Genomic DNA, 25,996 nt, shown 5'->3' with positions numbered 1-25,996 from the left:
GGCAGCGATGGCACGTATGGCACCGCAAGAGGTCGCCGACGAGCTCGGCATGAGCCTGAGCTGGGTCTACGAGAACAAGCATCGCATCGGCTATCTCCAATTCGGGACGGCCGTGCGATTTGAGCGCACCGACGTCGAGGAATATGCTGGTCGCTGCAAGCGCGGCCCCAGCAACGGGGAACGCAAGACATGGGAATCACTCTGCGATACAGAGAAGCGAGGAACCGCTGGGTTGTCACGGAAACGCACAACGGTCAGCGATATCAACGAACGTTTGACGGATCTCGGGAAGGGGAAAAGCAAGCGCGCGAGTACCTCGCGGCCCGCCAGACTGAACTGAACGACGCTCAGTTTCATGGCGAGGTGATGGGCCGCCAGCCTCGGCGGACATTTGCGGAAGGTTTGGCGAGGTGGATCGATGAGTACGATGTGTCCACCCAAGTGAACGCGATCCGGCCGGTCGCGTCATACATGGGGGACAGCGTGCTGCTCGGCCAGGAGTGTGTTGATAAGGCTCGACTCATGGCGCGCGACCTCCGCAAGGATGGTCGCGCCCAGAGCACGATCAACAACAACCTGCAGGTGGTCAAGCGAGTGCTCAACCTGGCGTACCGGGAATGGGGATGGCTCGATCGCCCGCTGGGCGACAAGATAGCGAAGCGCACGCCGAAGAACGAACGGCACGTCTACCTGTCGACCGAAGATCTCAGCAAGCTGCTAGCGCAGATCCCTGACCAGCACACCGTCGAGAAGAAGGTGATCGCACTGGCCGCATTGACAGGGCTGCGTCAGGGCGAGCTGCTCAGCCTCGAACGTAGCAACGTCCACGGTGGTCGCATATTGCTGCGACCGGACCAGACGAAATCCGGCAAGGCGCGAGTCGTGCCGGTACCAGAAGACGCCAGACCATGGCTTGAGGAGCTGCCGTTTCCAACGACCTACGCGAGACTCCGCCGGGTTTGGGAAACGGCTCGCGCGGCAGTGGGACGTAATGACCTTCGATTCCACGATCTGCGTCACAGCTATGCCAGCCTGTTGGCTCAGGCGGGCGAGAGCATGACAACGGTGCGGGACCTGCTGGGGCATTCGAGTCTGATCGTCACCAGCCGTTATGCCCACATGTTCGACCATGGGCTAGATGACGTTGGTGCGCGACTGCCGAGCTTGAATGCGGCATTCTGCGACCAAACTGCGACCAAGCACTAAAAGGGAGGGGGTGAAACGCAAAACAGCCGCACGTAAGCGACTGTTTTGATTGTGGTGCCCGGGGTCGGACTCGAACCGACACGGTGTTGCCACCGGGGGATTTTGAATCCCCTGCGTCTACCAATTTCGCCACCCGGGCAGCGGAGACGTATTATACGGAGCAGATTGGCGACGTCAATCATTCGGGCCTGACTTCGTCGCCTGTCTCGATTATCATAGGCCGCCTTCGTCGAGCGCACGCCGTGCGTGCCTCATCTCCGTTTCAGTTTTTCGATTCTAGGTCGTTCTCTCCAACGCCATGCAGCGCGCCGATTTCCATTTCGATCTCCCCGATGAGCTGATCGCTCGTTACCCATCCGAGACGCGCAGCGATTGCCGTCTGCTGTGCCTGGACGATGAGAGCGGCGAGGTCCAGCACCGCCGTTTCACCGACCTGCTGACGCACCTCGAGCCCGGCGATCTACTGGTGTTCAACGACACCCGTGTGATTCCCGCGCGACTATTCGGGCAAAAATCCAGCGGCGGGCGCGTGGAGATGCTCCTCGAACGCCCGCTGGATGCGCATCGGGGCCTGGCGCATCTGCGCGCCAGCAAAGCTCCCAAGCCCGGCACCGAGCTGATTTTCGAGGGCGACATCCACGCGGTGGTCGAAGAGCGCCATGAGGGCTTGTTCGAGCTGCGCTTCCTGGGCGAGACGCCGATGATCGAATTGCTCGAACGTCACGGACATATGCCCCTGCCGCCTTATATCGACCGCGAGGATGAGCTCGACGATCGTGAGCGCTACCAAACCGTCTACGCCCGACGTGAGGGCGCGGTGGCGGCGCCCACCGCCGGCCTGCATTTCGACGAGGCGCTGATGGCGGCGCTGCGCGAGCGTGGTGTGGAGATGGGCTATGTCACCCTGCATGTGGGCGCGGGTACCTTCCAACCGGTACGCGTGGACGATATTCGCGAGCACCATATGCACAGCGAATGGCTGGAAGTCGACGAGACACTCTGTCGCCAGGTCGAGGCCACCCGGGCACGCGGCAAACGCGTCATCGCCGTGGGCACGACCAGCGTGCGCTGCCTGGAAACCGCCAGCCAGGGCCGCGACGACGGCCGCATCGCGCCTTACCGTGGCGATACCGATATCTTCATCTACCCCGGTTACGCCTGGCGCTGCGTCGATGCGTTGATCACCAACTTCCACTTGCCCGAATCGACCCTGTTGATGCTGGTCTCGGCATTCGCTGGCTATCGCCAGGTGATGCATGCCTACCGCGAAGCCGTCGCCGAGCGCTACGCCTTCTTCAGTTATGGCGATGCCATGTTCCTCAGCCGGACCGAGACGTCGCACCCTTTCCCCGAGACTCCTCATGCGTAACGAGACACCCATGCGTAACGAGACTTCCCATGCGTAACGAGACTTCCCATGCGTAACGAAAGCTTCATGCGTTTCGAGCGCCTCGCCGAAGACGGCATGGCACGACGCGGCCGTTTGAGCTTCCCTCGCGGCAGCGTAGAAACGCCCGCCTTCATGCCGGTGGGCACCTACGGCACGGTCAAGGGCATGACGCCCGAGTCGGTCGAGCAGATCGGCGCCGAAATCATTCTCGGCAACACCTTTCATCTCTGGTTGCGGCCGGGGACCGAGGTCATCGAGACGCACGGCGACCTGCATGACTTCGCCCAATGGCAAAAGCCGATCCTTACCGACTCGGGCGGTTTCCAGGTCTTTTCGCTGGGCGATATGCGCAAGATCACCGAGGAAGGCGTGCATTTCCGCTCGCCCGTGGATGGCGCCAAGGTCTTCATGGGGCCTGAGGAATCGATGGCCGTGCAGCGTTCCCTGGGCTCGGACATCGTGATGATCTTCGATGAGTGCACGCCCTACCCGGCCACCGAGGAAGAAGCCAAGCGCTCGATGGAGATGTCGCTGCGCTGGGCCGAGCGCTCGCGCATCGCGCATGGCGACTCGCCCTCGGCGCTGTTCGGCATCATTCAGGGCGGCATGTATCCCGAGCTTCGCGAGCGCTCCCTGAAGGGGCTTTTGGACATCGGCTTCGACGGGCTCGCCATCGGCGGTTTATCGGTGGGTGAACCCAAGGAAGAGATGCTCAAGGTACTCGACTATTTGCCGGGCTGGATGCCGGACGACAAGCCGCGCTACCTGATGGGTGTCGGCAAACCGGAAGACTTGGTCGAAGGCGTGCGGCGCGGGGTGGACATGTTCGACTGCGTGATGCCCACACGCAACGCGCGCAATGGCCATCTGTTCACTGCCGAAGGTACCGTCAAGATCCGTAACGCCCAGCATCGCCACTCCACGCAGGCACTTGAAGCGGATTGCGATTGTCATACGTGCCAGCACTTCACGCGCAGCTATCTGCACCACCTGGACCGTTGTGGCGAAATGCTCGGTGCGATGCTCAATACCGTGCACAATCTACGCTATTACCAGCGCGTCATGGCTGGTTTGCGCACTGCCATTGAAGCGGGTACATTGACTGCCTTTGTCGAGGACTTCTACGCACGGCGCGGCATGCCGGTGCCGCCGCTGTCAGCGTAATCCAAGGCCATCCGGGATACGCTCTCGGGTCCAGGTTCACCCCCAACTACCATCCGGAGATAACAATCCATGCTGGAGTTTTTCATTCCCGCAGCTCACGCGCAGGATGCTTCCCCCGCGGGCGGCGGCATTGCCCAGATCGTCATGCTAGTCGGCTTCGTGCTGATCTTCTACTTTCTGCTATGGCGCCCGCAGTCCAAGCGTGCGAAGCAGCACAAACAACTGATCAGCAATCTGGCCAAGGGCGATGAGATCGTCATCGGCGGCGGCCTGATGGGACGTGTCACTAATGTCGGCGACGATTTCATCAGCTTGGAAATCGCCGAAGGCACCGAGGTGAACGTTCAGAAGAACTCCGTCGCCGCGGTATTGCCCAAGGGCACCCTGAAGTCCATCTGATCTCCTATCAGGAGGCGCGAAACCGCCCCTCCTCAACGCCACCGGCCATGCTTTATGGTCGGTGGTTGTCTTCTGCGTCAGCAACAAGGACAGGGCTTCCATGCTCAACCGTTATCCCCTGTGGAAGTATCTGCTGATACTCATCGTACTTCTCGTCGGCGTCATCTACGCGTTACCCAATCTTTACCCCGCCGACCCCGCCGTTCAGATCAGCAGTACCGCCAGCGGCACCGCACTCGATCAAGAACGTCTCGACCGCTTGACCCAAGCGCTCGAAGACGAAGGCATCGACGTCAAGCAAAGCGAACTGGATGGCAACAGCGCGCTGATTCGACTCGACGAGGCCGATCAGCAAATCGCTGCCCGTGACATTCTCGACGACCAATTGGGCGACGCCTATACCGTGGCGCTCAACCTCGCCGATGCGACGCCCGACTGGTTGGCCGGTCTTTCCGCCACCCCCATGAAGCTCGGCCTCGACCTCCAGGGCGGAGTGCACTTTCTGCTGCAGGTCGACATGGACGCCGCCGTCCAGCAACGCCTGGAAGCGAATGCCAGCGCCGTCCGCGACATCCTGCGTGACGAGCGTATCCGTTACCGTGATACCGAGATCGGCGACCGCACGATTACCTTCCAGTTCGCTAGCGAGGAGGATCGCAACGCTGCGCGCGATTTGATCGCCGACCAGTTCCCTGACTTCGACTACGAGAACGAAGACGGCAGTAGTGGTGCGGCTCTGACAATGACCTTCACCGAACAGGCCGTTCAGGCGCTGCAGGACTATGCCGTCAATCAGAACCTGACGACGATCCGCAACCGCGTCAACGAGCTGGGCGTCTCGGAACCACTGGTGCAACGCCAGGGCCCCAGCCGCATCGTCGTCGAGCTGCCCGGCGTGCAGGACACCGCCGCCGCCAAGCGTATCGTAGGGGCCACGGCGAACCTGGAGTTCCGCCTGGAAGCCCGCCCGGATACACCCGATCGCGAGGTCGAAACGCTCAACTTTCGCAATGACGAAAACCGCAGCGCAGAGTTGATGCGTGACGTCATCGTCACCGGCGATCATGTCTCCAGCGCTAGCCGCAGCTTCGACCAAAACAACCGTCCGCAGGTCAACATCAACCTCGATGGCACCGGTGGCTCGATGATGAGTCGCGCCACGCGCTCCAATATCGGGCGCAACATGGCGGTCGTCTTCATCGAGCACAAGACCCGTACGCACACGGTGATGGAAGACGGCGAAGAGGTCGAAAAGCGCGAGGCCTATACCGAGCGCGGCATCATCAGCCTGGCGACCATACAAAGCGCCTTGAGCAATCGTTTCCGCATCACCGGCCTCGATTCCTCGAGCGAGGCGGCAGACCTCGCCTTGCTGCTGCGCTCCGGCTCGCTGGCAGCCCCCATCTACTTCGCCCAAGAGCGCACCATTGGGCCCAGCCTGGGTGCCCAGAACATCAACCAGGGCATTCTCTCGGTAGAACTCGGGCTGTTGCTCGTGGTGCTGTTCATGCTGGCGCGCTACAAGGCCTTCGGCGTCGTCGCCAACATCGCGCTGGGGCTCAACCTGGTGCTGCTGGTTGCCGCGATGTCGATGCTCGGTGCCACGCTGACGCTCCCCGGGATCGCCGGGATCGTGCTGACCCTGGGCATGGCGGTGGACGCCAACGTCTTGATATTCGAACGAATACGTGAAGAGATCAGGGCCAAAATGCCGGCGCAGCAGGCCATACACGCTGGCTTCGAGCGCGCCTTCACCTCGATCGTCGACGCCAACATCACCACCCTGCTGGTGGCGGTCATCCTGTTCTCGATCGGCACCGGGCCGGTCAAAGGCTTCGCCGTCACGCTGTCGCTGGGCATTCTGACCTCGATGTTTACCGCCATCCTGGTCTCACGTGCCCTGATCAACCTCACCATCGGCGGACGCCCGCTGAAGAAAATCTGGATCTGAGGAGAGCGAGCGATGCGACAGTTAGACTTCATGGGCAAACGCCGCATAGCCTTCGCCGTTTCCGTGCTGCTCGCGGTCGTTGCGATCGGTGCCCTGGCGCTCAAAGGCCTCAACCTGGGCTTGGACTTCACTGGCGGCACGTTGGTGGAAGTCCGCTATGAGCAGGCCCCAGCCCTCGACGACCTACGCAGCCAGTTGGGCGACCAAGGCTTCGAGGATGCCCAGGTGCAAACCTTCGGCACCTCCAATGACATCCTCGTGCGCCTGCAGCAGACATTCGACAATGATGTCGGGCAACGCGTCGTGGGTATTCTGGACAGCGAGGCGAATCCGGTCGACCTGGTTCGCGCCGAGTTCGTTGGCGCGCAGGTCGGTGATCAGCTACGCGATCAGAGCGGCATGGGCATGCTGCTGGCCCTGGCGGTGGTCATGGTGTACGTGGCGTTCCGCTTCCAGTACAAGTTCGCGCTCGGCGCCTTGATCTCTCTCGGCCATGACGTGGTGATCATACTCGGCATCTTCGCGCTGTTCGGGCTGGATTTCGATTTGACGGTGCTGGCCGCCATATTGGCGGTGATCGGTTACTCGCTCAACGACACCATCATCGTCTACGACCGAATACGCGAGAATATACGCAAGTCGCAAATCGACGACATGGCGCAGATATTCAACGAGTCGATCAACCAGACCCTGGCGCGCACCATGGCGACATCGGGAACGACATTGCTGGTACTTCTGGCCCTGTTCTTCCTCGGTGGGGACATGATCCACAACTTCTCGATCGCCTTGATACTCGGCGTCGTGGCGGGGACCTTCTCGTCGGTATACGTGGCCGCCGCGTTGCTGCTGGCCATCAAACTGCAGCGCCAGGACCTGATTCCATCGAAGAAGGAAAACGACGAGGAAGAAGAACTGCCTTAGAACTCGTCGGCCTAGCCGTTCAGTATCCGATACGCCTCCCTCCGGGGAGGCGTATTGCGTTGGGTGGACTTTTTTGCGCTAGAGGCTAGTCGCGCGGGACGATCTTCAGCCCATGACGGCGCAGCTTGCGCACCACGCTAGGCTGGCTGATACCCAGGCGCTCGGCCATGGCGTAGGTACTCGACACCCGCATCGCCAACTCGCCAAGGATCTCGGCCTCGACGGTCTCCAGTGTCTCGCGTAGGGAGCGCCCTTCTTCTAGCGTCGCCAGCGGACTAGCGACGCGTGTCGATGTGCTCACGCGTGCTGGCGCCACGTCACGTTCTTCCATTGGCGCGCCGATGACACCGCCCTCGGCCGATAACCAGGCGCGTTCGAGCCAGTTTTCCAGCTCGCGAACGTTTCCCAGCCAGTCGCCCCCCATCAACTCCGGCCACACGCGAGGATGCAGCACCTTATCCATGCCATAGCGCTCGTTGAGCCGAGCGAGCTGGCGTTCCGCCAGGCCGGGAATATCTTCGCGACGCTCGCGCAAGGGCGGCAGCGTGACGGGGATCACATTGAGCCGATAGTAGAGGTCGAGGCGAAAACGCCCCTCCTCCACGCGTTGCGCCAAGTCCTGGTTGGTGGCGACCACCAGGCGAAAATCCACTCGCCGCGAGCGCGTATCCCCCAGCCGTGTCAGGTAACCGTCCTGGATCACCTTCAGCAGTTTGCTTTGCATGGCCAGGGGCAACTCGCCGATCTCGTCGAGAAATAGCGTGCCCTTGTGGGCCTGCTCCAGGAGCCCGGCCTTGCCCATGCGCGCAGCACCGCTGAACGCGCCGGGTTGATAGCCAAACATCTCGGATTCGAACAGCGACTCGGGGATCGCCGCGCAATTGACGTCCACGAAGGCGCCATCGCACCGCTGGCTCCAACGATGGAGCTGGCGCGCGAAGGCTGTCTTGCCAACCCCCGACTCGCCGAGCATCAGTACCGTGGCATCGGTCGGCGCCACCCGTTTGATGAGCTGCGCTACCTCATGCATGACCTGGCTGCGGACCTCCAGCGACTCCAGCTCTAACGCGTCTCCCGATGCCGGAGCGCCACCACGCTTGAGGTGTTCGTTGAAGCGCCGCTGGAGCAATGCATATTCGTCCTGCAGCAACCGCAGGTCGGTCATGTCCATGGAGCGACTGATGACGCGCACTAAGCGCCCGGATGAATACACCGGGTATGCCTCGGCGATGACCTGGCGTCCCGTGCCGGTGCGCTGCATGACCTGCGCCGGCTGACCGGTGCGGATCACCTCGAGCGAGACCGAGGGCGATAGCACGCCACGCGCCTCCAGCTCGTACACCGTGGTCGCACACAGCGCCTCACGGCTCATGCCGTAGACGGCGGCACTTCCCGGGCTGACATCCAGCACCTGGCCATCGACATCGACGATGAAGACATGATCGTGCCCGGTGTGCACCAGCGCCTTTAGAGTCTGGGCCTCGATATCGTGGTCGGGCATGTCACCTCTCGATTCAGTATTGCATCGTAATTCGATAGTGAATCACTCAAGGCACGATAACAATACATTTTTGCATCACCTTTCGTGCTAACCCATTGATTTTTCGTTAGCGAGACTTGGCATGTTTCGTGCTACTTCATACTGGAGTACAGGCAAGTGCCACAAAAAACCGCGCTGACTGCCAGGAGAGATGCATGAGCGAGCACGACACCCCGCGTTTCAACCAACCGCTAGGTGGCAACGACATGCCACGCTTCGGCGGTCCCGCCAGCATGATGCGCCTACCGACGCAGGAAAGCGCCCAGGGACTCGACGCCGCCTTCGTGGGCATCCCCATGGACATCGGCACCTCGAACCGTCCCGGCACCCGCCTCGGACCGCGCCAGATTCGCGATGAATCGCGCATGCTGCGTCCCTACAACATGGCCACTCGGGCGGCCCCATTCGACAGCCTGCAGGTCGCCGATATCGGCGATGTCCCGATCAACACCTTCGATCTCAAGAAAAGCATCGGCATCATCGAGAACTTCTACCACGAACTGCTCTCGCACGACGCCGTACCGCTGACCCTCGGCGGCGACCACACCCTGACCTGGCCGATCCTGCGCGCCATGGCTCGCAAGCACGGCCCCGTCGGCCTGATCCACATCGACGCCCACGCCGACGTCAACGAGCACATGTTCGGCGAGGAAGTCGCCCACGGCTGCCCGTTCCGCCGCGCCCAGGAAGAAGGCCTACTGGACAGCCAGCGCGTGGTGCAGATCGGCCTGCGGGGCACCGGCTACGCCGCCGACGACTTCGACTGGTGCCGTGAGCAAGGCTTCCGCGTCGTGACCGCCGAGCAATGCTGGCATAAGTCGCTGGAACCCCTGATGGCCGAAGTCCGCGAGCAGATGGGCGATGGCCCGGTGTACGTGTCCTTCGATATCGACGGGCTCGACCCATCGGTGGCGCCCGGCACCGGCACCGTCGAGGCCGCCGGCCTGACCATGCCGCAAGGGCTCGAGATCGTGCGCGGCATCCAGGGCCTCAACATGGTCGGCGGCGACCTGGTCGAAGTCGCACCGCCCTACGACACCAGCGGCAACACCGCGCTGATGGGCGCCACGTTGCTCTATGAAATGCTCTGCGTGCTGCCCGGCGTCAAGCGCCGCTAAGCCCATGCCCCCGATACCGGGGGCCATACAACAACAAGTGGTGACACCTATGTCTGCATCATCCCTCGATTCAACCGCACCTAGCGGTGGAACTCCCGACAACGCGCGTCTGACGCCGCGCGGGCTTTTCAAGTTTCTCATCCCCTCGCTGATCGGCATCGGTATGTTTCTGGTGCCCTTCTCGACGGGCGACACCATCAATATCGGCATGGGCCTGCTCGCCGATGGCCTCAAGGCACTGCTCGGCGACGCCCTGCCCGCCATTGCCGTCGCCGTACTATGCGCTTCGGCAGTGCTGACCCTACTCGTCAAATGCGCCAACCCCCGCTGGGCCCGCGAGAATGCCTGGGGTGAACTGTTCAACGTCGAACCGCTATGGATGGCAATGCGCCTGCTGGGCGCCGCCTTCGCGGTCATGACCTATTTCCAGATCGGTCCCGAGTTCGTCACCGCTTCGTTCACCGGCGGGGTAATGCTCAACGACCTGGCCCCCGTGCTGCTGACGTTCTTCTTCTTCGCCGCCATTCTGCTGCCTTTTCTGGTCGACTTCGGCTTCATGGAGTTCATCGGCAGCCTAGTCCGCACGCCATTCCGCAAGATTTTCGGTCTGCCAGGACGCAGCGCCATCGACGCCACCGCTTCGTGGATGGGCTCAGGCACCGTGGGTGTGCTGATCACCACGCAGCAATACGAACAGGGCTACTACAATCGACGCGAGGCTTCGGCCATCGCCACCAACTTCTCCATCGTCTCGATTGCCTTCGCGCTGCTGGTGACCAACTTCATCGGCATCAACCACCTCTTCGTGCCGTTTTACCTGACCGTGGTCGTGGCGGGGTTGGTGGCGGCGGTGATCGTGCCACGCCTGCCACCACTCTCGCGCAAGCCGGACACCTACTACGAGCCGGTGGGTTGCCGACTCGCCGAGGAACGCACCGGCACCAAGGGCCTGTTCCGCTACAGTCTGGGCATGGCGGTCGACCGCGCCGACAAGGCACCGGGACCGCGTCAGTTGTTGCGGCATGCCCTACTGAACGTGGCCGACATCTTCTTCGGCCTGCTGCCTCTGGTCATCGCCATCGGGACCGTGGCCCTGATCCTGGCCGAGTTCACACCGCTGTTCACCTGGCTGTCATATCCCATGGTGCCGGTGCTCGAGTGGATGCGAATCCCCGAGGCCACCGCGGCCGCTCCCGCGACCCTGGTGGGCTTCGCCGACATGTTCCTGCCCGCCGTGCTGGCCAGCGACATCGAGAGCGAACTGACTCGCTTCGTGATCGCCTGCCTGTCGCTGACGCAGTTGATCTACATGTCGGAAATCGGCGCCTTGCTGCTCAAGTCCAAGATCCCGCTCAAGCTCTGGGAGCTGGTGGTCATCTTCTTGCTGCGCACCGCCATCACCCTGCCGATCATCGTCGTGATGGGCCACTGGCTGGTCGCTTAAGGAGCGCTCCATGACACACGAGACATCCGCCTCTACCCAGATCAGCTGCGCCGAGGCTCTGGTCCGGCTGCTGCGTGACCGCTACGCCGTAGACACCGTCTTCGGGATCCCCGGCGTGCATACCGTGCCGCTCTATCGTGGCCTGGAGGCGGGCGGCCTGCGTCATGTCACGCCGCGCCACGAGCAGGGCGCGGGCTTCATGGCGGACGGCTACGCCCGCGCCAGCGGCAAGCCCGGGGTGTGCTTCATCATCACCGGGCCGGGCATGACCAATATCGCCACCGCCATGGGTCAGGCGCTCGCCGACTCGGTGCCCATGCTGGTGATTTCCAGCGTCAATCGCCGCGACACCCTGGGACGCGGCCAGGGTCGCCTGCACGAGCTGCCCAGCCAGCAGAACGTGCTGGCGGGCGTCAGCCGTTTCAGCCACACCCTGCTCGACCCGAGCGCCTTGCCGGAGGTGCTCGCCCGCGCCTTCGCGGTGTTCCAGTCGACGCGACCCGGGCCGGTGCACATCGAGATCCCCATCGATCTCTTCGAGGCCCCCATCGACCTCCCCGACACCGCCTCGCGGACACGACTGTACCGTGCCGGCGCGCATCCCGAAGGCATCGCCCTGGCGGCCGAATGGCTGCGCCAGGCGCAGGCGCCACTAGTGCTGCTGGGCGGGGGCTGCGCGGAGGCATCAAAAGCGGCACGCACCCTGGTCGAGCATCTCGACGCGCCGGCCGTGACCACGATCAATGCCAAGGGCGTGCTCGGGCGCGGGCATCCCCTCGACCTGGGCGCCAACGCCACCTGGCCCGAGGTCCGCGCCCTGGCACGCGATGCCGACGTCATCCTCGCCGTGGGCACGGAGCTCGGCGAAACCGATTACGACGTGGTATTCGACGACGACTTCACCTTGACCGGTCGCCTCATCCGCATCGACCTGGAGGCCGAGCAACTGGTGCGCAACCAGGCGACGGCCCTGGGGCTGGTCAGCGACGCCCAGGCCGCGCTGGAGGCACTGACGGCGCATTTCCCCGCGCCGCTCGCGCGCCAGGGGGCGGCCCGCGTGCGCGCCGTGCACGAGGCGCTGGCCCTGCCGCAACGCCCGGACATGGCGCCTTTCGTGCCGCTTTACACGGCCCTCGACAAGGCGCTGCCGGAGGCCATTCTCGTCGGCGACTCCACGGCGCCGGTCTATGCCGGCAATCACCTCGTCGAGCGCGCGGCGCCGCGGCGTTACTTCAACGCCTCGACCGGTTACGGAACCCTGGGATACGGCTTGCCGGCGGCGCTGGGCGCCCAGCTCGCCGCTCCCGGCACGCCGGTCGTGGCTCTGGTCGGCGACGGCGGCGCGATGTTCACCCTGAGCGAGCTGGCCACGGCCGTCGATGAAGGCCTACCGGTCGTCGTGGTGCTCTGGAACAACAGCGGCTATGAGGAAATCCGCCGCTACATGGATGCGCATGGCGTCGGCGTCGACCCCACGCCGCCCGACTTCCAGTGCCTGGCCGACGGGTTCGGTCTCGCCTCGCATCGGGTCGAGTCGCCCATCGCGCTGGATCTCGCGCTCAGCAAGGTCTCGCGCACCTCGCCGACGTTGATCGAGATCGACGCCGAACGCTGGCAGGCGGCACTCGACTGAGGCGCCAACCGCGTCCCGAGAGCCGTCTCGGGAACAACGGTTTTCCATAACACTACAAGGACAACACCATGGCTTTTTTCCACCGTCTGCTCGGTCAGGACACCCTCGACGACCACCAGCACAAGAGCCTTGGGGCGTTCGGCACTGTCGCCCTGTGGCTCGGCGCCAACGTCGTGGTCACCACCATCCTCACCGGCATGCTCCTGGTGCCCGACCTGCCCTTCACGACCGCCATGGGCAGCGTGCTGATCGGCTCGTTGATCGGCGCCATCCCGCTCCTGCTGGTCGGGCTGATGGGCCAGCGCACCGGCCTGCCCTCCATGGCGTTGACCCGGCGCGCGTATGGCCCGCTCGGCAGCCGGCTGATCTCGCTGGTCAACATGGGGGTACTGATCGCCTGGAGCTGGATCCAGGCCCTGCTCGCCGGCATGAGTCTCGACTACGCCATCCAGGCGACCACCGGTTACTCCAACCTGCCCTTGATGACCATCCTCTGCGAGACCGTGGTGGTCCTCATCGTGCTGCGTGGTCACCTGGGCATCGAGCGGGTCGAACGCTGGGCGGCGATGGCCATGGTGGCGCTGGCCGCCGTGGTGCTCTACCAGTTGAACCTCCACTACGATGTCTCGACCCTGCTGGACATGCCGGTGGAGGCGCGTAACGGCATCACCCTGGGCATCGCCTTCGACATCGTCATCGCCACCGCCTTCTCCTGGATCTCGTCCTCGGCGGATTACAATCGCAACTGCAAGAGCGGCGCCATCGCCGTCTGGGGCACCTACCTTGGCTACGTGATGGCCGCCATGATCGCCATGGGCCTGGGCGCCGCCGTTTCCGGGCTGTCGGTCCTCAACGGTATGCAGCAGACCTACGATCCGACCCGGCTGCTCTCCGGTTTCGGCTTCGGCCTGCCCGCGGCCCTGGTTATCTTCTTCTCCGTGATGACCACCAATGTCATGGCCGTCTACAGCGCCACCCTGTCCTGCATGAACGTGTCGCCCGGCATGGCCTTCTGGAAGCCAGCGCTGATCATCGGGGTCGTGACCGTCTTCGGCGCCCTGATTCCCGGCATCCTGGACCAGTTCCAGAACTTTCTGCTATTGATAGGCGCGCTGTTCATCCCGGCCTTCTCGGTGATCATCGTCGATTACTACCTGGTCGGTCGCGAGGGTTACAGCCCCGAACTGCTCAAGGCGCGTCACCAGCTGGGACGCCCCACCGCGCCGGTGGCCATCGGCGCCTACGTGATCGGCGCCGGGCTGGCCGCCTACTGGTCGCTGGTCGCGCCGCTGGCCTTCGGCGCCTCGCTGCCGGTCTTCGTCATCACCGGCGGCCTCTACTGGCTCGGCGCCATGCTGTTGACCAAGTCCCGCGCGAACGCTTCACAGACCGCAGGAGAGTGACACCGATGAGACTGATGCTGGCGCAAACCGACCCCGTGTGCGGCGACGTGGCCGCCAACCTGGCGTCTCTTGCGCGCCAGTGCCAGCAGGCGGTGGCGGCCGGTGCGGACCTGCTGGTCCTCCCCGAGCTCGCCTTGAGCGGCTACAACATCTTCGAGCGACTGGAGGAACTCGCCGAGCCGGTGGGCGGCCCGATCGCCCAGCGGGCCGCCGAGCTCGCCGCCGAGCACGAACTGTTCCTGCTCTTCGGCCTAGCCGAGCGGCAAGCCGACGGGCGCCTGACCAATTCCGCCGTGCTGATCGACGACCGGGGCGAGCGTATCGCCACCTACCACAAGCGCCAGCTGTGGGATCGCGAACATGCCTTCTTCGCCGCCGGCGAGGACTGCTGCGTGGTGGATACGCGCCTCGGCCGCCTCGGGCTGATGATCTGCTATGACAACGAGTTTCCCGAGGTGGCCAGGGCGCTCGCCACTCAAGGGGCTCAGGTCATCCTCTCGCCCACCGCCAACATGGTGCCCAATGCCGAACGCCAGGCGCTGCAGATCCGGGCCCGGGCCCTCGACAACCAGTGCTTCGTCGCCTGCATCAACCGGGCCGGCGAGGAAGCCGAACTGCATTATTGCGGCAACAGCCTGATAGCGGGACCGGATGGCGAGGTCCTGGGGCGCCTCGGTGACGCGGCGGGCAGCCTGGTGGTCGACATCGACCTGAGCCGCATCGACGCAAGCCGCGCCCATCAGGACTACCTCCAGGACCTCAGGCCGATGACGGAGACAATCGCATGAGCCGTTTCTCGCTTCCTCGAGGCGATGCCGCGAGCTGGTATCGCACCACGTCGCTCGATGACGGGATCACGCGGATCGACGAGCCCGCCATCAAGCCGTTCTACCGCTGCAATATCTGGCACGTGCGGGGCCGCGAGAGAGACTTGCTGGTGGACTTCGGCCTGGGTGCCGTGCCGCTGCGCCGGCAGGTCCCGCTGCTCAGCGAGCGTGACCTGATCGCGGTGGCGAGCCACACCCACTTCGATCACATCGGTAGCGCGCATGAGTTCGACTGCTGCCATGTGCACGCCGCCGAGGCCGATATCCTGGCCGATCCGGACAACGCGCGTACCCTGGCCGACGCCTTTCTCGACGACGCCATGTTCGATGCCCTGCCGCCGGCCCCCTTCGAGCATCATCGCTACCGTATCGCCCCGCCGACGCGTATCGCCACGCTCGAGGACGGCGAGATCATCGACCTCGGCGACCGCCGTTTCGAGGTCATCCATACGCCGGGGCACTCCCCCGGCGGCATCGCGCTCTGGGAAGCCGTCAGCGGCATCCTGATCTCGGGCGATCTCATCTACGACGGGCCACTGATCGAGGATGTCTATCACAGTAACGCCCGCGATTACGCCGCCAGCATGCGCCGTCTGCGCGAATTGCCCGCGCGCGTCGTTCACGGCGGTCATTTTCCCAGTTTTTCCGGGGCACGCCTGCACGCCATGATCGATGACTGGCTGCGCGACCACGCCCTCTGAAGGAGCCACCATGCAAGCACTCGACCACCAATTCATCGATAACCGCTGGATCGCGAGTCACGGCACTCGACGCCTGGCGGTGATGGACCCGTATCATGAGCGCCAGATCGCCGAGGTCACGGCCGGCGATGCCCGCGACGTCGAGGCGGCCGTCGAGGCGGCACGCCGTGCGCTGCCCGGATGGCATGCCCTGGGCGGCGAACGTCGCGGCGCCTATCTGACTGCGCTGGCCGACGCCCTGACGGCACGCCGCGAAGCCCTGATGGAGCTGTCCGCGACCAACAACGGCAAAGCGCTCGCCGAGGCCGGCATCGACCTCGACGATGCCATCGCCTGCTACCGCTACTACGCACGCCAGGCCGGCGACCTGGAAGCACGGCAGGGACGCCGCATCACCCACGACATCGAGGGCGTCGACGCCCACTGCTACGAAGATCCCGCCGGGGTGATCGGCCTGATCACGCCGTGGAACTTCCCGCTGGTGACCAGCGCCTGGAAGATCGCGCCGGCCCTGGCGGCGGGCTGCACGGTGGTCTTCAAGCCCTCCGAGGTCACGCCGCTGCCGGAACAGGCCCTCGCCGAGATCGCCCTGGAGATCGCGTTGCCGCCGGGCGTACTCAACCTGCTGCATGGCGATGGCGACGGCATCGGCATACCGCTGACGCATCATCGCGGCATCGACAAGTTGTCGTTCACCGGCAGCAACGCCGTGGGCGAGCGCGTCATGCAGGCCGCCGCCGAGGGGAGCCGCGGCGTGTCGCTGGAACTCGGCGGCAAGTCGCCGATCCTGGTACTCGAGGATGCCGAGGTCGAACAGGCCGCCGACTGGGTCATGGCCGGCATCTATTTCAACAGCGGGCAAATTTGCTCGGCGACCTCGCGGCTGATCGTGCACGAGACCCTGGCCGACGCGCTGTACGAGGCACTGGCCACGCGCATCGACGCCATACGCCTGGGCGATCCGCTGGGCGAGAACACCGACATGGGACCGATGACCAGCCAGCGTCAGCGCGATCGCGTCCGCGACTACCTGGCCGTCGCCGAGCGCGAGGGTCTGGATGCGGTGCGCGACGCCCGCCATCGCCAGTTGCCGTCGCAGGGCTATTTCATCGCCCCGACGCTGTATCGCGACGTGCCCACCGACAGCCGCCTGTGGTGCGAGGAGGTCTTCGGTCCGGTGCTGTGCGCACGCAGCGTCGCCTCCGATGACGATGCCATCGCCCTGGCCAACGACAACGCGTTCGGCCTGGCCGCCACGGTCATCAGCGGCGATCCGCAACGCGCTCAGCGGGTCGGCCGTGCATTGCGCGCCGGCAACATCTGGTACAACAGCGAGCAGATCGTCATGCCCGAGGCCAGCTGGGGCGGCTTCGGACGCAGCGGCATCGGCCGCGAGCTCGGTCCCTGGGGGCTGGCCGCCTATCTGGAAGTCAAGCACCTGATCGGGCCGTCGGGCTGACCCATACAAGCCGCAAAACGAAAAATACCCCGCCGAACGCGATGTCGGCGGGGTATTTCGTGCGGATCAGTCCAAAGGACTTACATCCGCGGCTTGAGCTGCTGTACCAGTGTCTTGTAAAGGCGCGGCGTAGCGGCCATGAGATTCTGTTCGATACTGACCGTAGGGCTACCGTCCGGGCCACCCAGCAGCGCTCCGGCCTCCTTGAGGAGGAGACTACCGACCAGTTGATCCTGCTCTTCGAGTCCCAGCACGAAGGCGGCATCGACACGGCCGGCAGCGAGTTGCGCGAGATCCAGGAGGCCACTACCGCTGCTGAGGAAGTTTTCGACCTGCGGCCCGAGGGCTTGGACCAAGGCCAAATACGTCGGGAGATGGCGCGAACGCAGCCAGGGCTCCGGCAAACCGGCGGCAATGCGTGCGCCCTCGACCGAGATGTGATTGGGCACACGAATGCGGCGCCCATTGAGCTGCGCGCCACGCCCACGACTGACGAGATACTCATCATCGCTGAAGGGGCAGACAATCACCGCATGCTCGGGCTTCCCCTTGACCAGACAGATCACGGAAATGGCAAAGTTGGGCGACGCCACGGCCAGGTTGGAATAACCGTGGAACGGCTCGATGCGCCAATGGAAATCGGCGCCTTCACCTTCGCCGTCACGGTGCGCCGTATAGCGACCGGAAAGGCCATGCTGGGGATAACTGCGACGAAACTGCGAGTCGATGAGCGTTTCGGCGTTACGCGCGGTATCTGCCAGCAGCTGATCGAGCTGCTGGTCGCCACGCGCGACTTCGATGCGGTCGCGAGCACGCACGAACTGCTCGGCGGCACTACGCGCGGCGCGCAGTGCGAATTGAACCATGGGATGCATGATACGGGCCTGAATCTCGGAAACTGTTAAAGAACGTCGCGCATCCTAGCAGAAGGCGCCCACGACGGGAAGTTTCGCGGCCTCAAGCCATGATAGACTCGCCGTTCGTTTCTCAGCCGCGCGCCCTATCATCATGCTCGACAAACTGCGTATCGTTCTCATCGGCACCAGCCATCCCGGCAACATCGGCGGCACCGCCCGCGCCATGCATAACATGGGCCTTGCCGATCTTGTCCTCGTCGCGCCACGCTGCGAGGTATACGGCTCCGAATCCCACGCGCGTGCCTCCGGCGCCGACGCGCTGGTCAGCAACGCCCGCGTGCATGCCACCCTTGAGGAAGCCGTCAGCGACTGCACCTTCGTGGTCGGCGCCAGTGCCCGTGTCCGCCACCTGCCCTGGCCCATGCTCACCCCGCGCGCGCTAGGCGAACGCCTCCCCGGCGAGTGCGCGCCCGAGACCGCCCGGGCCGCGCTGGTTTTTGGGCGCGAGGACAGCGGCATGACCAACGGCGAGCTGCAGCGCTGCCATGCCCATGTGCACATCCCCACCAATCCCGACTTCAGCTCGCTCAACCTGGCCGCCGCGGTCCAGGTGCTGGCCTATGAATGTCGACTGGCGGCACTGGGCGCGGACGACGCCCCGGATACACCCTTCGGCGTCGAATGGGACAATCCGCCGGCCAGTCATGAAGATCTGGAGCGCTTCTTCGCCCACCTCGAGCGAACGCTGACCGAGGTCGACTTTCACGACCCCGAGAACCCGCGTCAGTTGATGGCACGCCTGCGCCGACTCTTCATGCGTAGCCACATCGACAGCATGGAAATGAATATCTTGCGCGGCATTCTCGGGGCCGTGAACAAGCAAAGCCGGGCGTTGGCCCGCCAGGAGAGCCACGACGGGAATGGTTGACCGCGTTACTGGGTTTTCCCATAATACGGACACGTTTCAGGCAAACAGTCCATATGGATTGCATGTCCTGCCTGGTCAATCGCTTCATCACCGACGCCCGATTACCTCGACTTATGCGCTTGACGACCAAGGGACGCTATGCCGTCACCGCGATGCTGGATTTGGCGCTGCATGATGATGCCGGCCCCATCAGTCTCGCCGACATTTCCAAACGCCAAGCGATCTCACTGTCCTATCTGGAACAGTTATTCGCGCGGCTCAAGCGTGCCGAACTGGTCAATAGCGTACGTGGCCCGGGCGGCGGTTACATGCTCGCGCATGCGTCCAACGCCATTTCGGTGGCGTCGGTCATCGGCGCGGTGGATGAGTCCGTAGACGCGACGCGCTGCCAGGGGCTCTCGGACTGCCAGCAGGGCGATACCTGCCTGACGCACCATCTGTGGTGCGATCTGTCGGACAAGATTCATGGCTTCCTCGACGCCATCACGCTCGCCGAGCTGGTGGAACGCCAGGAAGTCCGCGATATCGCCGCCCGCCAGCAGCGCGTCGCGCAGGAAACGATCAGCACCGATACCATCAGCATTGCGCCGCAATGACCGTGCGGAGCAGTAGGCGTCAGCGCCATCATCGATACGAGCCGTCATGACCTCACCCGTGTATCTTGACTATGCTGCCACCACCCCCGCCGACCCACGCGTCGCGGAGGTGATGGCGCGTCACCTGACACTCGATGGCGTCTACGCCAATCCCGCCTCGCGCAGCCACATGCCCGGCTGGCTAGCCGAACAAGCGGTAGAAAGCGCACGCCGCCAGGTCGCCGACCTGATCGCCGCCGATCCGCGTGAAATCGTCTGGACCAGCGGCGCTACCGAGGCCGACAACCTTGCGTTGATCGGCTTCATGCGCGCCAACCGGGCCCGCGGTCGGCATCTGGTCACCTCGCGTATCGAACATAAGGCTGTCGTCGATACCGCTATCGCGCTCGAGGCCGAAGGTTTCGACGTCACCTGGTTGACGCCCGGCGCGGATGGCCGCGTGACACCCACACAGCTCAACGACGCCATGCGCGAGGATACCGTGCTGGTCTCGCTGATGGCCGTCAATAACGAACTGGGCAGCATTCATGATCTGGCCGCACTCGCCGAGATCGTCCATGCCGCCGGCGCGGTCTTCCATGTCGATGCCGCTCAGGCCACCGGCAAGATCGCGCTGGATGTCAACGCCATGGGCATCGACCTGATGTCGATGTCGGCGCACAAGACCTACGGCCCCAAGGGCGTGGGCGCGCTCTATGTACGCCGCAGCCCCGACATTCGCCTTGACGCGCTGATCCACGGCGGCGGCCACGAGCGCGGCATGCGCTCAGGCACCCTGCCCACGCACCAGATCGCGGGCATGGGCGAAGCCTTCGCCCTGGCGGCCGACGCGCAGGAAGCCGATCACGCCCATGGCCTGGCCATGCGCCAGCGCTTTCTCGACGGCCTCGCGGCGTGCGAAGGCGTGCACTGCAATACGACGCTCGACGTCTCGGTGCCCATGATCGTCAATCTGGCGTTCGACGACGTCGACGGCGAGTCACTGCTGATGGCGCTGCGTGCGCTGGCGGTATCGACCGGCTCGGCGTGCAACTCAGCCAGTGTCGAGCCATCCTATGTCTTGAAGGCCATCGGCACCGATCGCATTCGCGCCTTGGCGTCCATTCGCTTCAGTTTCGGCCGCTTCACTACCGAGGCGGACATCGACACCGCAAGCGCCGAGCTCAGACATGCACTCGGCGCCCTACGCCAATGATTCGAGGTCGCCGCACTGCGCGTCGCGACCCCAGCAAGGAGGTCAACATGGCTAATATAAGTATCAGTTCCGCTGCTGCCGAACAGATTCAGCATGTGCTCGCCGAGCGCGGCAATGGCCTTGGCCTGCGCGTAGCGGTCAAGCCCAGCGGCTGCTCCGGCTACAGCTACGTGCTGGATATCGCCGACGAGGTGGGCGCCAACGACGTGCCCTTCGAGGATCACGGCGTCAAGGTGCTCGTCGATAAGGAGGCCTTGACCATGCTCGACGGCACCGAGGTGGACTACGTCAGCGAAGGGCTTAACCGTTACTTTCGCTTCAATAACCCCAACGCCACCGACCAATGTGGCTGCGGGGAAAGCTTCAGCGTCTAACGGCGTCCATCCGCCGGGCGTGCGCCACGTCCGGCGACACGCTACAATGGCGCGCTTTTTTCGACATCCGTCGAGTTTCATGCAACGCGTCGCCTCGAGCGGCGCGTTGACGTATCGATCAAGACCCTCGATTTCAGTCACGGAGACATTGACCTCATGGCCAACGAACGCACCCTGTCCATCATCAAACCCGACGCCGTCGCCAAGAACGTCATCGGCGAGATCGAAAGCCGTTTCGAGAAGGCCGGCCTCAAGATCGTCGCCGCCAAGATGCTTCAGCTTTCCCAGGCCCAGGCCGAAGGCTTCTACGCTGAGCACAAGGAACGTTCCTTCTTCGGCGATCTGGTCGGCTTCATGACGTCCGGCCCGGTGGTCGTGCAAGTTCTGGAAGGCGACAATGCCATCGCCGCCAATCGTGATCTGATGGGCGCTACCAATCCCAAGGAAGCCGAGGCCGGCACCATCCGCGCCGACTTCGCGCAGTCCATCGACGCCAACGCCGTGCACGGCTCCGACTCGCCGGAATCCGCCGAGCGCGAGATCGCTTACTTCTTCGGCAACGAAGAGATCTGCGCACGCTGATCGCTTCCCGCGGGGGCCGCAAGGCCCTCGCACCGCCATCCACCGAGCGTACGACCCACCATGACCCTCGATACCGCCACGCCCCGTACCAACCTTCTCGGCCTTACGCGCGAGGAGATGGAAACCTTCTTCGTCTCATTGGGCGAGAAGAAATTTCGCGCCGCCCAGGTGATGAAGTGGATTCACCACGAAGGCTGCGACGACTTCGAGTCGATGACCAATCTCTCGAAGGCACTGCGCACGCGCCTCGAGGAACTCGCCGAAGTACGTGGACCACGCGTGGTCTACGAGGGCACCTCGGAGGATGGCACGCGCAAGTGGGTCCTCGAAGTGGAAGACGGCAGCTACGTGGAAACCGTGCTGATTCCCGCCGAGGGAGGCAAACGCCGCACGCTCTGCGTGTCGTCTCAGGTCGGTTGCTCGTTGGATTGCAGTTTCTGCTCCACCGGCAAGCAAGGTTTTCAGCGCAACCTCACCAGCGCCGAGGTTATCGGCCAGGTGTGGGTGGCCAGCAACAGCTTCGGCGCGCGACGTGATACCAACCGCCCGGTCACCAACGTGGTGATGATGGGCATGGGCGAGCCGCTGATGAACTACAATGCCGTCGTGCCGGCCATGAAGCTGATGCTCGACGACAACGGTTACGGCCTTTCCAAGCGCCGCGTCACGCTCTCCACCTCCGGCGTGGTACCGATGATCGACAAGCTCGGCGACGAGCTCGACGTGAGTCTGGCGATTTCGCTGCATGCCGCCAACGACGAGCTGCGCAACGAACTGGTCCCGCTGAATCGCAAGTACAACATCGCCACGCTGCTCGACTCCTGCCGGCGCTATCTCGATAAGTGTGATGACACACGCATGCTGACCATCGAGTACACGCTAATGAAGGACGTCAACGATCAGCAGCGCCACGCCCAGGAGCTGGCAACGCTGCTCGGAGACCTGCCGTGCAAGATCAACCTGATTCCCTTCAACCCGTTCCCGCACTCGGGCTACGAGAAGCCCTCACGCAATCAGGTCATGCGCTTTCAGCACTGGCTCGAAGAGTTGGGCCATACCGCCCCCGTCCGCATGACACGCGGCGATGATATCGATGCTGCCTGTGGCCAACTGGTGGGACGCGTCAAGGACCGCACCAAGCGTCATGAGCGTTACATTCAGTCCATTCAGATCGACGCCGATTGAGCCTCACCTTGACTTCATTGAGGTGCGGCGCTTTGATGGGACACCTTAAGACGACGAATACCGTCTCATCGCATCGATTGACGCCATTGTTTCGAGAGGGCTCCATGACGCGCCGCCATCGTCCACCTTCGATCCGCTCGTTGAGTGCCGCGATGTCGCTCGTCTGGCTATTGAGCGGTTGCGCCGTCCAGGTCGAAAGTAACTCCCCCTACGCGTCGCCGGACAACGGTCAAGCGGTGTCGGCATATACCGAGCTGGGGTTGGCCTATCTCAAACGCGATAACTTGACGCGCGCCCGCGATGCATTGGAACACGCCTTGGAACTGGGTCCCGATGATCCACGGGCGCTGGAAAGCATGGCACTTCTCTATCAACGTCAGGATGAGCCGGCACTCGCCGAAGAATACTTCGAACGTGCGCTGGATGCCGACGGCGATTATACTCGCGCGCGCAACAACTATGCTGCTTTTCTGTACGATGAGGGCAAGCTGGACGCCGCTTGTACGCAACTACAGCAAGCCGCACAAGACACCACGTATAATAATCGCGCCCAATTGCTTGCCAATCTGGGCCGATGCCGGTTCGAGCAAGGCGATCTCGATGCCGCGCGACGTCCGCTGGAACAGGCCATCGCGTCCGACTCACGCGATACACAAAGCCTGCTCTTGCTGGCGAGACTCGACCATACGCAGGGTCATGATGAACGTGCCTGGGAACGCGTGCAGCGTTTCTTCACCTTGGCCGAGGCGACTCCGGAAAGTCTCGAATTGGCGAGCGATATCGCTCGCGCACGGGGCGACGAGGAAGCCGCAGCCTTTTATCATCGGCAGCATGACGATTCCTGAGGCATGATCCGACCACACGAATTCGAGAAGGATGCTCTGGTATGAGCGACACTCACGAACAACACATCTCTCCCGCTCCCAACGAGGGTCACGAACCTCCGGGCACTCGGCTGAGGCGCGAGCGCGAGCGACAAGGACTGTCGCTAGAAGAAGTCGCCGAGCAGCTCAACCTCCGGCCCGCCGTGGTCACCGGCCTGGAAGAAGACCGCTACGATCAAGTCCCCATCGCCACCTATCGGCGGGGTTATCTACGTGCCTACGCCAAGTTGCTAGGGCTCGACGACACGCGTGTGGCGCAGGACTACGATGCCCTACATGGCCGTGACGACCTCGACCGCAAAGTCACACCCCCATCGTATCGCTCGCAACCGCCCTCACGAATCGGCGCTTGGGTCTTCAAGCTGGTCACGCTCATCATCATCGTGGGCCTGATCGGCTTGACGCTGCTCTGGTGGCAAAGCCGTGAGGGTAACGAGTTCTTCGGCTTGGGCGATGAACCCGCCGCCATGGAAAGTGCGGATGGCGGTAGCACCACCGGGAACAGTGCGGGAAATGCGGCCATGGCAGACGACGCTGCCCTCAACGAGGGTGCCTCCCCAAGCAACGAGGCACAACGCGACGGTGTCGCCTCGCAGGAAGGTACGGGCGCACAAGGCGACGCGAGCGAACAGGACAACCTGCCGCCGCTACCCGAAGAGGATGACAGTTTGGGCCTGGTCGACAGCGACGACGCGAGCGCTGACGACCTCTCGAACGATGGCGCTACCCGCGACGATGTCGATGCACAGGGGACGAATGTCGCCGCCAGCGACACCTCGTCGGATACCGCATCCGCCACGCAGGACGACGACCGCGATGGCGCCAGCGACGCGGCCAGCGCTAACAGCCTGACACTGACTTTCAACGAACAGTCATGGACCGAGATCTATGATGCCGACGACCAACGCCTGCTGGCCGGGCTGCAAGACCCCGGCACCAATACCCAGCTAGAAGGCACGCCGCCGTTTCGCCTGACCATTGGCAACGCCACCGGCGTCGAGCTCCGCTATCAGGACGAGAATATCGACCTGAGCCAGCATACCGGCGGCAACAACGTCGCCCGCTTCACCTTGGGAGAGTGATACGCCCATGCATATGCAATCTCCGATCCAACGGCGTAAGTCGCGCCAGATTCATGTCGGGCACGTCCCCGTCGGTGGGGACGCCCCCATCGCCGTGCAAAGCATGACCAATACCGACACGCTGGATGTCGATGCCACCGTCGCGCAGATTCGTCAGCTCGAAGCGGCGGGCGCGGACATCGTGCGTGTCTCGGTGCCCACCATGGACGCCGCCGAGGCCTTCGGCCAGATCAAGCGCCAGGTCTCGGTACCGCTGGTGGCCGACATCCACTTCGATTACAAGATCGCCCTGCGCGTGGCCGAACTGGGCGTCGACTGTCTGCGCATCAACCCCGGCAACATCGGTCGCGAAGACCGCGTGCGTGCAGTGGTCGATGCCGCGCGGCATCACGGCATTCCCATCCGCATCGGCGTCAACGCTGGGTCGCTGGAAAAGGACCTGCAGAAGAAATACGGCGAACCGACGCCGGAGGCGCTGGTGGAATCCGCCATGCGGCATATCGAGCATCTCGATCGCCTCGATTTCCAGGACTTCAAGGTCAGCGTCAAGGCATCGGACGTGTTCATGGCAGTGGCCGCCTATCGCCAGCTCGCCCAGCGCATCGACCAGCCCCTGCACCTCGGTATCACCGAGGCCGGTGGTTTACGTTCAGGGACCGTGAAGTCCTCGATTGGGCTTGGCATGCTGTTGATGGAAGGCATCGGCGACACCATTCGCGTCTCGTTGGCCGCCGACCCCGTCGAAGAAATCAAGGTCGGCTATGACATGCTCAAGAGCCTGCGCCTGCGCAGCAAGGGCATCAACTTCATCGCCTGCCCGAGTTGCTCGCGTCAGAATTTCGACGTCATCGGCACCATGAACGCTCTCGAGGAACGCCTCGACGACATCATGACGCCCCTCGACGTATCGGTCATCGGCTGCGTGGTCAATGGCCCCGGCGAGGCCAAGGAAAGCGATATCGGCCTCACCGGCGGCGACCCGGCCAACCTCGTGTATATCGACGGCAAGCCGGCCAGCAAGCTTCGCAACGACCACTTGGTCGACGATCTGGAAGCGCTGATCCGCGATAAGGTCCGCGAAAAAGAGGCCCGCGAACGCGATACCATCGCCCGCGAGGCATAAAGCGCCACTCGCGCGCCCCGTACCGGTTCAGGAG

General features: G+C 63.6%; 25 protein-coding genes and 1 tRNA gene. 23 read left to right on the top strand and 3 right to left on the bottom strand.

Translation table 11 applies throughout. The features are described from left to right. Window positions 1-7 precede the first annotated feature (7 nt). On the top strand, window positions 8-340 hold the full coding sequence (locus KZO83_RS07435) for a helix-turn-helix domain-containing protein (RefSeq protein ID WP_247620319.1): 333 nt from the start codon (window positions 8-10) through the stop codon (window positions 338-340). Between the two features lie 89 nt (window positions 341-429). Then, window positions 430-1,206 carry a site-specific integrase gene (locus KZO83_RS07430; RefSeq protein WP_247620318.1) on the top strand — a complete coding sequence of 259 codons (777 nt, stop codon included), beginning with the start codon at window positions 430-432 and terminating at the stop codon, window positions 1,204-1,206. Between the two features lie 52 nt (window positions 1,207-1,258). On the opposite strand, the gene KZO83_RS07425 is transcribed toward KZO83_RS07430, so the two are convergent. Further along, window positions 1,259-1,345 (bottom strand) — tRNA-Leu (locus KZO83_RS07425). Between the two features lie 159 nt (window positions 1,346-1,504). On the opposite strand from KZO83_RS07425, the gene queA reads away from it, so the two are divergent. From queA to secF, 5 genes are all read left to right on the top strand, one after another. Continuing rightward, window positions 1,505-2,575 carry a tRNA preQ1(34) S-adenosylmethionine ribosyltransferase-isomerase QueA gene (gene queA / locus KZO83_RS07420; protein ID WP_247620317.1) on the top strand — a complete coding sequence of 357 codons (1,071 nt, stop codon included), beginning with the start codon at window positions 1,505-1,507 and terminating at the stop codon, window positions 2,573-2,575. Window positions 2,576-2,641: 66 nt separating this feature from the next. Beyond that, window positions 2,642-3,760, top strand: coding sequence for a tRNA guanosine(34) transglycosylase Tgt (tgt, locus tag KZO83_RS07415; protein ID WP_247620671.1), 1,119 nt, complete (start codon window positions 2,642-2,644; stop codon window positions 3,758-3,760). Window positions 3,761-3,829: 69 nt separating this feature from the next. Next, window positions 3,830-4,159, top strand: coding sequence for a preprotein translocase subunit YajC (gene yajC / locus KZO83_RS07410; protein WP_040242920.1), 330 nt, complete (start codon window positions 3,830-3,832; stop codon window positions 4,157-4,159). A gap of 100 nt (window positions 4,160-4,259) precedes the next feature. Continuing rightward, window positions 4,260-6,110: a protein translocase subunit SecD gene (secD, locus tag KZO83_RS07405; protein ID WP_246940062.1), complete on the top strand. Its 1,851-nt coding sequence runs from the start codon at window positions 4,260-4,262 to the stop codon at window positions 6,108-6,110. 12 nt (window positions 6,111-6,122) lie between these two features. Further along, complete coding sequence (secF, locus tag KZO83_RS07400; protein WP_247620316.1) at window positions 6,123-7,031, top strand: protein translocase subunit SecF; 909 nt, start codon at window positions 6,123-6,125, stop codon at window positions 7,029-7,031. Window positions 7,032-7,116: 85 nt separating this feature from the next. Here the strand turns inward: secF and KZO83_RS07395 are convergent, their stop codons facing one another. Continuing rightward, window positions 7,117-8,532: a sigma-54 interaction domain-containing protein gene (locus KZO83_RS07395; RefSeq protein ID WP_178999610.1), complete on the bottom strand. Its 1,416-nt coding sequence runs from the start codon at window positions 8,530-8,532 to the stop codon at window positions 7,117-7,119. Window positions 8,533-8,726: 194 nt separating this feature from the next. Between KZO83_RS07395 and speB the strand changes: the two genes are divergently transcribed. From speB to KZO83_RS07360, 7 genes are all read left to right on the top strand, one after another. Continuing rightward, entirely contained in the window at window positions 8,727-9,689 is a 963-nt protein-coding gene (speB, locus tag KZO83_RS07390) for an agmatinase (protein ID WP_247620315.1), read from the top strand. Between the two features lie 49 nt (window positions 9,690-9,738). Then, window positions 9,739-11,133, top strand: a complete 1,395-nt coding sequence (locus tag KZO83_RS07385; RefSeq protein WP_247620314.1) for a YjiH family protein — start codon at window positions 9,739-9,741, stop codon at window positions 11,131-11,133. A 10-nt stretch (window positions 11,134-11,143) separates the two neighbouring features. Continuing rightward, complete coding sequence (locus KZO83_RS07380) at window positions 11,144-12,766, top strand: 5-guanidino-2-oxopentanoate decarboxylase (RefSeq protein ID WP_247620313.1); 1,623 nt, start codon at window positions 11,144-11,146, stop codon at window positions 12,764-12,766. 68 nt (window positions 12,767-12,834) lie between these two features. Next, a complete protein-coding gene (locus KZO83_RS07375) occupies window positions 12,835-14,169 on the top strand; it encodes a purine-cytosine permease family protein (RefSeq protein ID WP_247620312.1) in 1,335 nt (444 codons plus the stop codon). A 5-nt stretch (window positions 14,170-14,174) separates the two neighbouring features. Continuing rightward, window positions 14,175-14,957: a carbon-nitrogen hydrolase family protein gene (locus tag KZO83_RS07370; RefSeq protein WP_247620670.1), complete on the top strand. Its 783-nt coding sequence runs from the start codon at window positions 14,175-14,177 to the stop codon at window positions 14,955-14,957. Continuing rightward, complete coding sequence (locus tag KZO83_RS07365) at window positions 14,954-15,697, top strand: MBL fold metallo-hydrolase (RefSeq protein WP_247620311.1); 744 nt, start codon at window positions 14,954-14,956, stop codon at window positions 15,695-15,697. The genes KZO83_RS07370 and KZO83_RS07365 overlap by 4 nt, the downstream gene beginning before the upstream one ends. A gap of 10 nt (window positions 15,698-15,707) precedes the next feature. Further along, window positions 15,708-17,156, top strand: coding sequence for an aldehyde dehydrogenase family protein (locus KZO83_RS07360; RefSeq protein ID WP_247620310.1), 1,449 nt, complete (start codon window positions 15,708-15,710; stop codon window positions 17,154-17,156). 80 nt (window positions 17,157-17,236) lie between these two features. Here the strand turns inward: KZO83_RS07360 and KZO83_RS07355 are convergent, their stop codons facing one another. Continuing rightward, entirely contained in the window at window positions 17,237-18,031 is a 795-nt protein-coding gene (locus KZO83_RS07355; protein WP_246940041.1) for an inositol monophosphatase family protein, read from the bottom strand. A gap of 133 nt (window positions 18,032-18,164) precedes the next feature. Between KZO83_RS07355 and KZO83_RS07350 the strand changes: the two genes are divergently transcribed. The 9 genes from KZO83_RS07350 (at window position 18,165) to ispG (ending at window position 25,962) form a co-directional block, all read left to right on the top strand. After that, a complete protein-coding gene (locus KZO83_RS07350; RefSeq protein ID WP_247620309.1) occupies window positions 18,165-18,941 on the top strand; it encodes an RNA methyltransferase in 777 nt (258 codons plus the stop codon). 113 nt (window positions 18,942-19,054) lie between these two features. After that, window positions 19,055-19,537 (top strand): Fe-S cluster assembly transcriptional regulator IscR, encoded by a 483-nt coding sequence (gene iscR / locus KZO83_RS07345; RefSeq protein WP_178999640.1) that lies wholly within the window; start codon window positions 19,055-19,057, stop codon window positions 19,535-19,537. A gap of 46 nt (window positions 19,538-19,583) precedes the next feature. Further along, complete coding sequence (locus tag KZO83_RS07340; RefSeq protein ID WP_247620308.1) at window positions 19,584-20,732, top strand: aminotransferase class V-fold PLP-dependent enzyme; 1,149 nt, start codon at window positions 19,584-19,586, stop codon at window positions 20,730-20,732. 47 nt (window positions 20,733-20,779) lie between these two features. Next, window positions 20,780-21,106 carry a HesB/IscA family protein gene (locus KZO83_RS07335; protein WP_040242937.1) on the top strand — a complete coding sequence of 109 codons (327 nt, stop codon included), beginning with the start codon at window positions 20,780-20,782 and terminating at the stop codon, window positions 21,104-21,106. Window positions 21,107-21,262: 156 nt separating this feature from the next. After that, a complete protein-coding gene (ndk, locus tag KZO83_RS07330) occupies window positions 21,263-21,688 on the top strand; it encodes a nucleoside-diphosphate kinase (protein WP_040242939.1) in 426 nt (141 codons plus the stop codon). Window positions 21,689-21,748: 60 nt separating this feature from the next. After that, window positions 21,749-22,873, top strand: coding sequence for a dual-specificity RNA methyltransferase RlmN (gene rlmN / locus KZO83_RS07325; protein WP_247620307.1), 1,125 nt, complete (start codon window positions 21,749-21,751; stop codon window positions 22,871-22,873). A 104-nt stretch (window positions 22,874-22,977) separates the two neighbouring features. Next, window positions 22,978-23,718 carry a type IV pilus biogenesis/stability protein PilW gene (pilW, locus tag KZO83_RS07320; RefSeq protein ID WP_247620306.1) on the top strand — a complete coding sequence of 247 codons (741 nt, stop codon included), beginning with the start codon at window positions 22,978-22,980 and terminating at the stop codon, window positions 23,716-23,718. 41 nt (window positions 23,719-23,759) lie between these two features. Next, entirely contained in the window at window positions 23,760-24,839 is a 1,080-nt protein-coding gene (locus KZO83_RS07315) for a RodZ domain-containing protein (protein WP_247620305.1), read from the top strand. A 7-nt stretch (window positions 24,840-24,846) separates the two neighbouring features. Next, window positions 24,847-25,962: a flavodoxin-dependent (E)-4-hydroxy-3-methylbut-2-enyl-diphosphate synthase gene (gene ispG / locus KZO83_RS07310; protein WP_247620304.1), complete on the top strand. Its 1,116-nt coding sequence runs from the start codon at window positions 24,847-24,849 to the stop codon at window positions 25,960-25,962. Window positions 25,963-25,996: the final 34 nt, after the last annotated feature.

It is taken from the genome of Chromohalobacter moromii, assembly GCF_023091865.1.
Lineage (GTDB): Bacteria > Pseudomonadota > Gammaproteobacteria > Pseudomonadales > Halomonadaceae > Chromohalobacter > Chromohalobacter moromii.
Note: the sequence above shows the minus strand (reverse complement) of the source record. Positions and strands in the feature narration are given on the sequence as shown.

What these genes read in the sequence shown, in the direction of transcription:
- KZO83_RS07365 (WP_247620311.1), top strand. Translation starts at nt 14,954, where the DNA reads ATGAGCCGTTTCTCGCTTCCTCGAGGCGATGCCGCGAGCTGGTATCGC.
- yajC (WP_040242920.1), top strand. Translation starts at nt 3,830, where the DNA reads ATGCTGGAGTTTTTCATTCCCGCAGCTCACGCGCAGGATGCTTCCCCC.
- KZO83_RS07380 (WP_247620313.1), top strand. Translation starts at nt 11,144, where the DNA reads ATGACACACGAGACATCCGCCTCTACCCAGATCAGCTGCGCCGAGGCT.
- KZO83_RS07370 (WP_247620670.1), top strand. Translation starts at nt 14,175, where the DNA reads ATGAGACTGATGCTGGCGCAAACCGACCCCGTGTGCGGCGACGTGGCC.
- KZO83_RS07395 (WP_178999610.1), bottom strand. Translation starts at nt 8,532, where the DNA reads ATGCCCGACCACGATATCGAGGCCCAGACTCTAAAGGCGCTGGTGCAC.
- KZO83_RS07335 (WP_040242937.1), top strand. Translation starts at nt 20,780, where the DNA reads ATGGCTAATATAAGTATCAGTTCCGCTGCTGCCGAACAGATTCAGCAT.
- ndk (WP_040242939.1), top strand. Translation starts at nt 21,263, where the DNA reads ATGGCCAACGAACGCACCCTGTCCATCATCAAACCCGACGCCGTCGCC.
- pilW (WP_247620306.1), top strand. Translation starts at nt 22,978, where the DNA reads ATGACGCGCCGCCATCGTCCACCTTCGATCCGCTCGTTGAGTGCCGCG.
- queA (WP_247620317.1), top strand. Translation starts at nt 1,505, where the DNA reads ATGCAGCGCGCCGATTTCCATTTCGATCTCCCCGATGAGCTGATCGCT.
- KZO83_RS07435 (WP_247620319.1), top strand. Translation starts at nt 8, where the DNA reads ATGGCACGTATGGCACCGCAAGAGGTCGCCGACGAGCTCGGCATGAGC.
- secF (WP_247620316.1), top strand. Translation starts at nt 6,123, where the DNA reads ATGCGACAGTTAGACTTCATGGGCAAACGCCGCATAGCCTTCGCCGTT.
- KZO83_RS07350 (WP_247620309.1), top strand. Translation starts at nt 18,165, where the DNA reads ATGCTCGACAAACTGCGTATCGTTCTCATCGGCACCAGCCATCCCGGC.
- ispG (WP_247620304.1), top strand. Translation starts at nt 24,847, where the DNA reads ATGCATATGCAATCTCCGATCCAACGGCGTAAGTCGCGCCAGATTCAT.
- KZO83_RS07375 (WP_247620312.1), top strand. Translation starts at nt 12,835, where the DNA reads ATGGCTTTTTTCCACCGTCTGCTCGGTCAGGACACCCTCGACGACCAC.
- KZO83_RS07355 (WP_246940041.1), bottom strand. Translation starts at nt 18,031, where the DNA reads ATGCATCCCATGGTTCAATTCGCACTGCGCGCCGCGCGTAGTGCCGCC.
- KZO83_RS07340 (WP_247620308.1), top strand. Translation starts at nt 19,584, where the DNA reads ATGACCTCACCCGTGTATCTTGACTATGCTGCCACCACCCCCGCCGAC.
- secD (WP_246940062.1), top strand. Translation starts at nt 4,260, where the DNA reads ATGCTCAACCGTTATCCCCTGTGGAAGTATCTGCTGATACTCATCGTA.
- tgt (WP_247620671.1), top strand. Translation starts at nt 2,642, where the DNA reads ATGCGTTTCGAGCGCCTCGCCGAAGACGGCATGGCACGACGCGGCCGT.
- iscR (WP_178999640.1), top strand. Translation starts at nt 19,055, where the DNA reads ATGCGCTTGACGACCAAGGGACGCTATGCCGTCACCGCGATGCTGGAT.
- KZO83_RS07360 (WP_247620310.1), top strand. Translation starts at nt 15,708, where the DNA reads ATGCAAGCACTCGACCACCAATTCATCGATAACCGCTGGATCGCGAGT.
- speB (WP_247620315.1), top strand. Translation starts at nt 8,727, where the DNA reads ATGAGCGAGCACGACACCCCGCGTTTCAACCAACCGCTAGGTGGCAAC.
- rlmN (WP_247620307.1), top strand. Translation starts at nt 21,749, where the DNA reads ATGACCCTCGATACCGCCACGCCCCGTACCAACCTTCTCGGCCTTACG.
- KZO83_RS07315 (WP_247620305.1), top strand. Translation starts at nt 23,760, where the DNA reads ATGAGCGACACTCACGAACAACACATCTCTCCCGCTCCCAACGAGGGT.
- KZO83_RS07385 (WP_247620314.1), top strand. Translation starts at nt 9,739, where the DNA reads ATGTCTGCATCATCCCTCGATTCAACCGCACCTAGCGGTGGAACTCCC.